Annotated in this window: 13 protein-coding genes and 2 pseudogenes; 1 reads left to right on the forward strand and 14 read right to left on the reverse strand. The window is 43.2% G+C overall.

Features of this window, described 5'->3' with window-relative positions:
* Nucleotides 1-67: 67 nt before the first annotated feature.
* Nucleotides 68-1318, forward strand: coding sequence for an MFS transporter (locus MY7_RS16955; RefSeq protein ID WP_139325669.1), 1251 nt, complete (start codon nt 68-70; stop codon nt 1316-1318).
* Nucleotides 1319-1347: 29 nt separating this feature from the next.
* Here the strand turns inward: MY7_RS16955 and MY7_RS16960 are convergent, their stop codons facing one another.
* The 14 genes and pseudogenes from MY7_RS16960 to MY7_RS17025 form a co-directional block, all read right to left on the reverse strand.
* Nucleotides 1348-2787 (reverse strand): DEAD/DEAH box helicase, encoded by a 1440-nt coding sequence (locus MY7_RS16960; protein ID WP_015418533.1) that lies wholly within the window; start codon nt 2785-2787, stop codon nt 1348-1350.
* 54 nt (nt 2788-2841) lie between these two features.
* Nucleotides 2842-3216 carry a hypothetical protein gene (locus tag MY7_RS16965; protein WP_007614747.1) on the reverse strand — a complete coding sequence of 125 codons (375 nt, stop codon included), beginning with the start codon at nt 3214-3216 and terminating at the stop codon, nt 2842-2844.
* On the reverse strand, nt 3197-3541 hold the full coding sequence (locus MY7_RS16970) for a hypothetical protein (protein WP_007614748.1): 345 nt from the start codon (nt 3539-3541) through the stop codon (nt 3197-3199). The genes MY7_RS16965 and MY7_RS16970 overlap by 20 nt, the downstream gene beginning before the upstream one ends.
* Nucleotides 3528-3893: an SMI1/KNR4 family protein gene (locus MY7_RS16975; RefSeq protein WP_007614750.1), complete on the reverse strand. Its 366-nt coding sequence runs from the start codon at nt 3891-3893 to the stop codon at nt 3528-3530. Before MY7_RS16975 ends, MY7_RS16970 begins: the two co-directional genes overlap by 14 nt.
* Nucleotides 3894-3943: 50 nt before the next feature.
* The gene (locus MY7_RS16980; RefSeq protein WP_007614752.1) at nt 3944-4417 is read right to left on the reverse strand and encodes a DUF2716 domain-containing protein; all 474 of its coding nucleotides are present in this window, start codon (nt 4415-4417) and stop codon (nt 3944-3946) included.
* A 62-nt stretch (nt 4418-4479) separates the two neighbouring features.
* Nucleotides 4480-5283 (reverse strand): hypothetical protein, encoded by an 804-nt coding sequence (locus MY7_RS16985; RefSeq protein ID WP_228767508.1) that lies wholly within the window; start codon nt 5281-5283, stop codon nt 4480-4482.
* Nucleotides 5284-5336: 53 nt separating this feature from the next.
* A complete protein-coding gene (locus tag MY7_RS16990; protein WP_007614756.1) occupies nt 5337-5615 on the reverse strand; it encodes a hypothetical protein in 279 nt (92 codons plus the stop codon).
* 16 nt (nt 5616-5631) lie between these two features.
* Nucleotides 5632-5997, reverse strand: coding sequence for a YxiJ family protein (locus MY7_RS16995; RefSeq protein WP_007614767.1), 366 nt, complete (start codon nt 5995-5997; stop codon nt 5632-5634).
* Nucleotides 5998-6151: 154 nt separating this feature from the next.
* A complete protein-coding gene (locus MY7_RS17000) occupies nt 6152-6757 on the reverse strand; it encodes a hypothetical protein (protein ID WP_007614774.1) in 606 nt (201 codons plus the stop codon).
* Nucleotides 6739-7247, reverse strand: a pseudogene (locus MY7_RS17005) (YxiF family protein). The gene MY7_RS17000 and the pseudogene MY7_RS17005 overlap by 19 nt, the downstream one beginning before the upstream one ends.
* Nucleotides 7248-7278: 31 nt before the next feature.
* Nucleotides 7279-8097, reverse strand: a complete 819-nt coding sequence (locus MY7_RS17010; protein ID WP_007614778.1) for a hypothetical protein — start codon at nt 8095-8097, stop codon at nt 7279-7281.
* A gap of 42 nt (nt 8098-8139) precedes the next feature.
* Nucleotides 8140-8619 carry a hypothetical protein gene (locus tag MY7_RS17015; protein WP_007614780.1) on the reverse strand — a complete coding sequence of 160 codons (480 nt, stop codon included), beginning with the start codon at nt 8617-8619 and terminating at the stop codon, nt 8140-8142.
* 67 nt (nt 8620-8686) lie between these two features.
* Nucleotides 8687-8947, reverse strand: a pseudogene (locus tag MY7_RS19415) (YxiG family protein); the annotation flags it as partial.
* 364 nt (nt 8948-9311) lie between these two features.
* Nucleotides 9312-9794 carry a YxiF family protein gene (locus MY7_RS17025; protein ID WP_007614784.1) on the reverse strand — a complete coding sequence of 161 codons (483 nt, stop codon included), beginning with the start codon at nt 9792-9794 and terminating at the stop codon, nt 9312-9314.
* Nucleotides 9795-9796: the final 2 nt, after the last annotated feature.

Here is a 9796-nt window from a genome sequence, read left to right on the forward strand (position 1 = left end):
ATCATTGTCCAACGATTCGGCAGCGGCGCATATAATGAAGAGAACCGGTTTTTGGGAAGGAGCGTGTGTGATGAAACGGTTTTCGAAAGAAGAAAGCAGCTGGATGCTGTATGATTGGGCCAATTCAGCTTATTCGGTCATTATTATGACGGCTGTTTTCCCCTTGTTTTTTAAAGCCGCGGCGGCGGAAAACGGTGTCAGCGCGGCTGATTCTACCGCTTATTTGGGCTATACGATTGCCGCCGCGACTTTTATTTTGGCGATGCTCGGCCCCGTCTTAGGAACGATTGCCGACTACAAAGGATGCAAGAAACGGTTTTTTGCCTTCTTTCTTCTGATCGGTGTGGCGGGCACAGCCGCGCTGGCTTTGATTCCCGGCGAATCTTGGATGCTGTTATTAATTTGTTATACGATTTCCACGATCGGCTTTGCCGGATCTAATGTGTTTTATGATGCGTTTCTCGTTGATGTGGCCGCAAAGGAGCGGATGAATATGGTGTCCGCCAGGGGATTTGGACTGGGCTATATCGGCAGCACGATCCCTTTTCTCCTCAGCATTGCCGTCATTCTTTCAGCACAAGCGGAGGTGATTCCGCTGTCCGCCCAGGCTGCCGGCCGCATTGCCTTTTTGATTACGGCGGCTTGGTGGGGGCTGTTTTCGATCCCGCTCCTTCTCCGCGTCCGCCAGCGCTATTATATCGAGAGGGAGCCGCGGCTTGTACTCAGCAGTTTTATACGGCTGGCCGGCACGCTGAAGCAGATCAGGAAGCACCGGGCGCTGTTTTTGTTTCTGCTCGCCTATTTCTTCTACATCGATGGGGTCGGCACCATCATTACGATGTCCACGTCATACGGGGCTGACCTCGGCATCAGCGCGGCAAATCTGCTGATTGTTTTATTTGTCACTCAGGTCGTCGCCGCGCCTTTTTCGGTTTTGTACGGACGGCTGGCCGAACGGTTTAAAGGAAAAACGATGCTTTATGCCGGAATCGGCGTGTATATGATTGTCTGCACGTATGCTTATTTTATGGATTCCGCTTTTGATTTCTGGGTCTTGGCTATGCTTGTCGCCACTTCCCAAGGAGGTATTCAGGCGCTGAGCCGCTCTTACTTTGCCAAGCTTGTCCCCAAACAGAACGCCAATGAGTTTTTCGGCTTTTATAATATCTTCGGCAAGTTCGCTTCGATTATCGGCCCTCTTTTGATTGCCGTGACCGCCCAGCTGACCGGAAATTCGTCAGCCGCCGTGTTCAGCCTGATTTTGTTATTTGTGATCGGCATTGCCATCCTTGCGTTCGTCCCCGAGGAGACGGCGTAAAAAAAGCCTGCGCGCGGCAGGCTTTTTTTTTATTTCTTGGCTTTATGGACTTTCAGTTTTTTGCCTTTGACCGTCGTATTTTTCATGATGTCAAGAACGTGCGGGCCTTTGCCGTTCAGAATCTCGACGTACGATGCGTTGTCCAAAATCGTGATAATCCCGATATCGTCGGCTGAAACGCCGTCGATTTTCGCAATCGTTCCGACAAAATCGACCGCTCTGAGTTTTTTCTTTTTCCCGCCGTTAAAGTACAGCTTCATGATGTCTTTGTTTAACTGTTCGCTTTTGTCTGTTTTGACATCGGGGCGGGCGTTCAATTTTTCCGCAAAAGCCGCTTTCCGTTCCGCTGTTTCTTTCTCAGACGGCGCCTCACGCTTTTGGATGCGGAAACCGATATATGTCTCAATGTCATTCAGAAACCGCGATTCAGACGGCGTCACAAACGTAACGGCCAGTCCGCGGTGTCCGGCGCGGCCCGTTCTGCCGGTGCGGTGTACATAGCTTTCTTTTTCAAGCGGAATATCATAATTGATGACGAGGCTGATGTTTTCAATATCAATTCCTCTGGCGGCAACATCGGTCGCAATGAGATAGCGGAACTCGCCGCGCTTGAATTCATTCATGACGTCAAAGCGGTCTTCCTGCACCATGCCGCCGTGAATTTTATCGCAAGGGTAGCCCAGCCTGTCCAGCTCATCGGTTAACTGGATGACTCTTTCTTTTGTCCGGCAGAATATGATGCAGCTGTCCGGGTTTTCGGTGATCAGGACATCACGCAGCAAAGATGTTTTGTCCTCTTCTTCTGTTCTGGTGACAAAATGCTCAATGTCTTTTGTCGTCAGGCCTTCCGCTTTTACTTCAATCAATTCAGGGTCTTTCATATATGTGCGGCTCAGCTTCTCGACGTCATCCGGAAGCGTCGCTGAAAACAGCATGGTGACTCTGTTTTTCGGCAGATGCTGAATGATGGCTTCCACCTGTTCAATAAATCCCATATTCAGCATTTCATCCGCTTCGTCAATCACTACATACGCCAGCCGTTCAAGCGGCAGCGTCCCTTTCTCTATATGATCAAGCACACGCCCCGGCGTTCCGGCAACGACGTGGCTTTTTTGCTTCAGTTCGGTTTTCTGTTTGTCAAAAGAAGCTTTTCCGAAAACCGCCGTGGCTTTTATCCGTTTGAAACGGCCGATATTCGTAATATCTTCTTTAATCTGCGCCGCAAGCTCGCGGGTCGGCGTTAAAATCAGCGCCTGCGGTTTGTTTTCCTCCCATTCCGCAAGCTCGCAGATCGGAATGCCGAAAGCCGCGGTTTTGCCGCTGCCCGTCTGCGATTTGACGACGAGGTCTTTTTTTTGCAGCGCGGCGGGGATGACGCGCCGCTGCACTTCAGTCGGCTCGGTGTATTGCAAGCCATTCAGCGCCCGTCGGATCTCGGGGCTGATCGCATATTCATTAAACTCATTCATGACTAAACTCCTTCTCTGTCCGGCTCCCCTCATTATACGCGAAATGCCGCCGCTTTACCCTGACGTTTTGCCGGGCCATTCGGGGGACTGCTTTTTCTTCATGTCAAGCACGACCCATTTGGCGCAATAAAAGCTCATGCTTCCTTCTCCGTCATCGACATAGTAGCGGATCGATTCCCAGCCGCCGTCGACCGGGCTGATATCCAGATGGATGTCGGTGATGCTTTCAAGATCATCCAGCCGGGCAGCCCTCACACCCTCAAAACGCAGCACGGCATCATACTGCCCATCAGTCAGCTTCAGCTCAAACACCGGGATTTTATCATAATACTCGTTATACCCGTTATAGAACGTAAACTCCGTCAATTCAAAACAACCCGGCGAATCCGGCCCCAGCAGAACTGCTTTCTCATGTTTGTGCCACTCCATTTTGTGCCTCCTTACTTAACACCTTCTTCTCTGCTGCTTCATATTGACGGCAGTAAAAGCGGAACGTTTGGTTCTCCCACTCCTCCACGAGAAAATGCTGTCCATCATCGCCGTCAGCAGGATCAATTGCTACAATGCCTGAGCCAGCCGTTTGACTCTCCATTTCTTTTATTTGAACGGAAGAAACGTCTTTGCATGTGAGCCTTACACGAATGAGATGATGTTCACACTCGGAGGAAAATGCCAACTCAATTGCAGAAATCCCCCCTTCCCGGAGGAGGCGGAATTCTAAAAGCTCCTGAATCAGCCACTTATTCTTTTTCATTTTCTATAAATTCTCCTATAGAAGCGGCATACAACTCAACGCCGGCAGTCTCATGATCCCACAGATAGACAGTCTCCTCCATTACACTGTCCGTCTTTTTCAAGCACAGCTTATCCCCGGTTCCGTTGTCGGCAATTACGATCAAATCGTCGGGCATACTCTCTTCTCTGCACACACTGTTTTGCCTGATCACATCATCCCAGGTTTTCTGCAAACGGCTTTGTTCATGGATAGGGAAAAAAATCCACTCTCCGATTTCCGCAGGGTTCTTTTTATGAATCAGCCGTTTATATGCTTTCGGAAAAGTTGCTCCCAAGCTTTTTTCCGCAGCTCTGAACTCTTCTTCTGTCATCCTGTTATTCCTCCTCCCGTAAAAGCATGAGATTCATTCGCAAGCGGTCTTCACTTTTGAAATAAGACAGGAGCGTTTCTTTCTATCGCCCTTATTAGCGGTGAGCCAAAAACCGTAATGGTTTGCTGCCGCGGATCCCCTAGCAGCCCCCACTGGAAGTCCTGATGAATAAAGAAACAATAGTCTCCGTTTGGAATAACGGAGACCAGCCATTCACCGAATTCATCTTTATCAATTGGCACATGAGGATTAAATAGATAACATTCATGCTGCCAGTCCAGCGCATATATAAACTCTTGCTTTAACGTACAAGATTGAAATGCCTTTAGCAACTGCACCTCTGCATCTTCCAAAAAACTGATATTCCCTTTTTCATCATTGAATTCTTGAGATACATCAAAGATCTGAAACGGTTTTGGAGGTTTTATAGAGGCAAATATACTGCCCGGTTTCCATTTCACTGCGCGATTCACCCTGCGCCACAAGCGCTCTGTCTCCTCTTCACTCAAACAGTGCCAATTCATGTATTACTCCTCCCGCAGCTTCAAACGTTTCACCTCTGCCCGTCCCTTTTCAAAAGCTGCCGTCAGCTTAGTAAGTAAAGCCGGTTGCTCTCATCAACCCCCGCAGCTTTATCTTGATATGCAGCCACTTGTGTAAAACGGAGAGGTTTTCTTGAGACTTTATCAGTGAGCTGATATTCCCCAGCCTGTTTCGCCATGTTATGAAATTTTACTGCCTTGTCAATTCGGCACGAAGCTTCATTCCGAATCAAAAAGTAATATGATGAACCAATCTTGAATTGTGCACTAAAGTCAAAGTCTGCCTTATGAAAGCTTAACGTTTCGCCTTGCAAATCGACCTTCCGGATATAATCTTCACCAAGCGTACAGTAATGAAGATAAAGAGCATCCTTTTCTGCATACGCCCCATAAAAATGATCAATAAGGTGCGGAGACGTACAGAAAGAATCACAACGAGATTTCCAAATTCCGTCTACAAAAGGAAAGAGGGTCACGCCTTTTGAACTGATATCGTCGTCCAGACAAGAAAATATTCCCGATTCATCGTAACCCAGCCACAAATTACTCGCAGAATCGACTGTCATTGACCGGATGTAACGGCCCCCGTAAAACGAATGGTAAAATCCTTTAATCGGGTGCCATACATAAATATTCGGTGCTTCATAAACCATCCCATCCTCATAGTCCTTATGGATATGAAACAAAAATAAATCTCTTGATTTTTGAACGCCGATGATTTTCTTAGATGTTTCAATTTGATAGCGATGACGTAAGTGTCCATCCCTGTTCCGGAATATGAAAATGCGGTTGATATATTCATCTTGCCGCTTTTCCTGAGCCAGTACGATGAGCTCCGTTGCATTCATGGACAGGATGATTGGGCCGCTTGAGTTGATTTTTGTATGAATTCTTGTAAAGACTAATTCCGACATGAACGCACCCTTTCTTCATGCATTTTCATATATTTCTGCATCCAATCTCTTAATTCTTCTAACTTATGCAGATACGAATCAGGCGAATCTTTCAGATCAAACCCGCTCAAATATACGAGCATCTCCCAAACGGTTTCGTCCTCAACCGCCGGATCATCTGCAGCCACGTACTCGCACGCCCAATCCGACACTTCTTCTCTCGCCGCTTGACCGTTCAGGATCAGACCAGCCTTCTTCAGACATTCTGCTCTTGTAGGTTCTGTCACGTCAGAATCCTGCCTTTCATTTCTTGTTTAAAATGCTGACTAACAGCCTCCGGGCCCGTTCGTGCCGCCCGATTTCCCGGCTGAGCTCCGGATAATCCGTTAAAGCGTTTTTCAGCTGCGCATATTGCGGATAAAGCTCAAAAAAGGATTTATATAAGGCTTTACGCTGCCGCGCAGGCATTTGTTTATTCGCCAACACAAAATCAAAGCTGCCGCAGATAAGTGCGAAGTATTCATAAAAATCCCCATCGCAGGCAACCCCCTCAAAATCTTCTTCGAATCTCCCTGTATCTGAAGGCAGCGGACCCTCTAATTCTTTTTTGTATAATTTCAGGTTTCGAATGACGTCATTATTTAAAGAATATCTGTTGGATCTTAACATCTCAGAATCACTCGAATATCACCTGTTTCATCGATGATCGTAAGCGAAAGCCCGCCATTCTGATGCCGTCCGAGATACAGACGTCCGCAGTTACAAGTGACAAAAACATCCTTTTACTGATTCATTGTGTATCTTGTTCATTTTTATTTTCATGTCATTGCCCCTTGTATTTATAATGCGCGGTGAGCTTTTTTTGAAATTCATCCGGAACAGTCTGATCCGGGAATACAACTGATATCCAGTCTAAAACATGATCATCTAACGGCCTCCATGATTCTAACGTTTTTCCCGCAATCTCCTGATCAATGCCTAAAATACAAATTTCAAATTCTCTCTCTCCGTAAATCGCCCACTTGAAAGTCGGTGAAGCCCATACGACGCGGGATGCAATATTCATTATGCTGTCATTTTTACTGTACTTTGGATAATCAGTTAAGATTGAAAGATATTCATCTTTGGTTATATATAAAGGAATCTTTAACCAGTTAAAATATCCGAATTCCCCGTAAAACCGATTCATATCATCCGGTTGTGCCAGAACAGCCATTAAGATAAATTCATCGTGATGATGATGCGCCAAACTTTTGAGCATTCCCCAGCCTTCTTCAGACAAAACCCAGTGGAATTCTTCGAATAGATGATAATGTTTTCGTTGTTTAAATACTTGTTCGGGCAACGTTTTGTTTTCATGCAATAAGGAATATATTTGGGATTGAAAAACCGCCGATTCCTTTGTGTTTTTTATAAAAAAGGGATGCATTTTGAACCTCTTTTCAGCGGTTTATACACAAGCTCACAGCCGTATTCTGTGTGAAATAAACAGATAGCAAATGAGAAGGACGGCTCAACTAAAATAAAGCTGTTAGAAAGCAGCCGGCCTTCAAAATCTATAAAATCCATGAGACAGTGCAGATGAATGCACAATCCTTCAGCGCACATTTGATAGCGCCGACTTCATCACTATACGGATGAAACAGATAAACAATATCATTCATCCGTTCAACCCCCGTATCCGCAATGTTTTCTAAAATAAGCGATATGGCTGTCTCCTTGTCGCTTATATCAACTTCACGCCCTGAACTTGGGAAAGAATTCGATAATATAGTCTCAAATATCTGCCTGCTTTGTTCTGCCTCAGCTAATTGATAAACAAACCCTGATTCTTCACAAGATCTTAACGAGGCACGCACCTGTTTCATTAAAAAATGCCTTTTGTTTTCCTCAAGCTTGTCAATTAACTTTTCTCTCATCACTGAGCACTTCCTTACAGGATACTTTCATTCAATACTTTACCAAATATAAATCGTTATCACTAAAGATAAAAATGCGGTCCTGTACGGCTCTGTACGTTGTTTCTCCTTTTCTATCAATACCGTGTATCATGACACCAGTCTCTTTGTGCTCTTCATGAAATGCAAATAGGTTATCCTCGTGACTCTGAATCAGCAGCACCCTTTTTTTCGAAACGGACAGCTGATCACAATAGGAGTATTGATCGCCGTCCAGCACATATTCTGCAACAGTACGAATTCTGTCCCGTCCAATCTGATAATGACCGATGACACAGCAATCTTCTCCCTCGAAACAAACATACAAATCAGATTTTATCGATTGTACGGCATAGCATTCATGCATCATTTCTTTAAAATCGTCTTCAAAATAAAACGTTCTGTCTTCTGCATGAAAAGCAAATATCGCTTTTGCTTGAGGATTTCTCTCATCATACATACCCTCGTCTGTTAATCCGATCCATAATAAACCATCCTCACCCAGATGAAATACATTGGCGCTTAATAGAAAAGAACAAATCGGATTGATTTTATTACTGTTTACGCAGTATGCGGCTAATTGACACGTATGATTTTCCAGGTAAACGATAACGATTGTGTTATCATACGAATCAACCAGATAGAAATGGGCATCTTCAGAAAATCCGCATAACTCTTTTTTGATTAAAAGAGAGCTGCCTTTCATAACCTCCAATATTACTTTGTGATCGTGCACCGACACAATAAACACTTGATCATCTCGGCTCGCATTGAAATAGATGATGTGCTCTCTTTTATATGACCCAACCCGCTCCGCGGTGAGTTCTAACATCAGCAACACTCCATTGATTAGGAATCTGGAATTTATATTAAATTAATCAATGATATATAAATCTGCCGCATCGTATTCAAACCAAATGATTTTTTCATTATTTTCAGTAGTTACATCAACCTTTTGAGTGTTCAGGTTCATATAGAACTTATTGTTGGCAGGGTTTGCTATTATAACAACAAAATCATTGATCGATGCTAAAAAATATAATTCATCTAATAAGTAATCTGCCATCAATTCTTCTTTGGTTAGGACACATTCAATATGAATTAACTTTTTCGATACAGTATTCATATGTATCATTTTCTTTTCAACCTTCTTCTTCCATTCTTCAATAAAAGAAGGAAATGCCATTACTTCTATTAGAGCTGTTTCGAACTCTAAGTCATTCATTAATTGAGAAAAAGTGTCTTTACTCACTAGATCACACGAATATAGCGAGTTGTATTTCAGCGGATTAATCACATCCAGATTCCCTATACCCTTCAATGATTCTTTTTGTATATTTAAAGGGCTGCTCATGTTTGCCTCCGCGAACGATTTCGTTATGTAAGAAAAGAGAGGCTGGGAACCTCTCTTATTTGTTTATTTATGATTTCGAATGATCCGCATAAAATGATTGATCATCAAAGCGAACTGTTTCAGCTTCTACAGCAATCAGCATTCTGTTCATGTCAATGAGAAAATTAGCATTTGATTGATACTCAGGAATTACAGCATTTGATAGATTTCCGATTCCTTCCGGGTGGTAACTCATCTCAAATACTTGCCAATTGTATTCTTCAGGGTCTATTTTTTCTAATCTCATATCACCAATATCTGCACTAAAATAAACAGATGCTGCATTTTTTGTTCAGCTTTATTTTGTACAACATGAATCTTATTTAAGAGTTCTTTTTTAAAGAACTCTTAATCGACCCTTATCATCAATATAATCTACCCGTTGTTCCTCTCCTGACTAATCTCAGTTTATATACCAACAAATCCGCATATAAAAGGGGCTTGATGCTAATCATAAGTCATCATCAAGCCGAAAACATCTTAGTTAGTATATTGTTTTATTCAATAATTTAAGTTATGTGTTGAAGCACATAGTCGTATGGAGAATCTTTCGAATCACTCCCGCTTTTGATTTTACATATGCCTTCTATTAGCTTACCATGTTCAAACTGACACCACGTATTCAAAGTACTAAATGATGATTAGTTATAAACTTACTGTTTTTTTGCATAAAAGAGCTCACAACCATATTCTGTGTGAAATAAACAGATTGCAAATGCAAAGGATGGTTCTAGCAAAATAAAGCTATTAGAAAGTAATTGACCTTCAAATTCAATAAAATCTAATAAACAGCCTAGATGCTCTACACAATCTTTCAGAGTACTCTTGATGGCTCCCACTTCATCACTATGTGGATGAAATAGGTAGATAATATTATTTTTGCTCTCAGAACCCAAGCAGGCGGTGGTTTCTTTTAATAACTGTTCAGCCTCCTTTTTGTTATTCACCTTCACTTCACGCAACATACCTTCGATAGAATTTGATAACACAGCCTCCAACAAATTGCGGCTTTGCTCTACATCGGCAAGTTGGTAAACAAACCCCTTTTTTTCGCAGTATTGTAATCTCTCTTTTAATTGTTTTATTAAAATTTTCCTCTTATTCTCCTTAAGTTTTTCATCTAATTTTCTTCTCAATT

It is taken from the genome of Bacillus sp. 5B6, from assembly GCF_000259405.1.
GTDB classification, from domain to species: domain Bacteria; phylum Bacillota; class Bacilli; order Bacillales; family Bacillaceae; genus Bacillus; species Bacillus velezensis.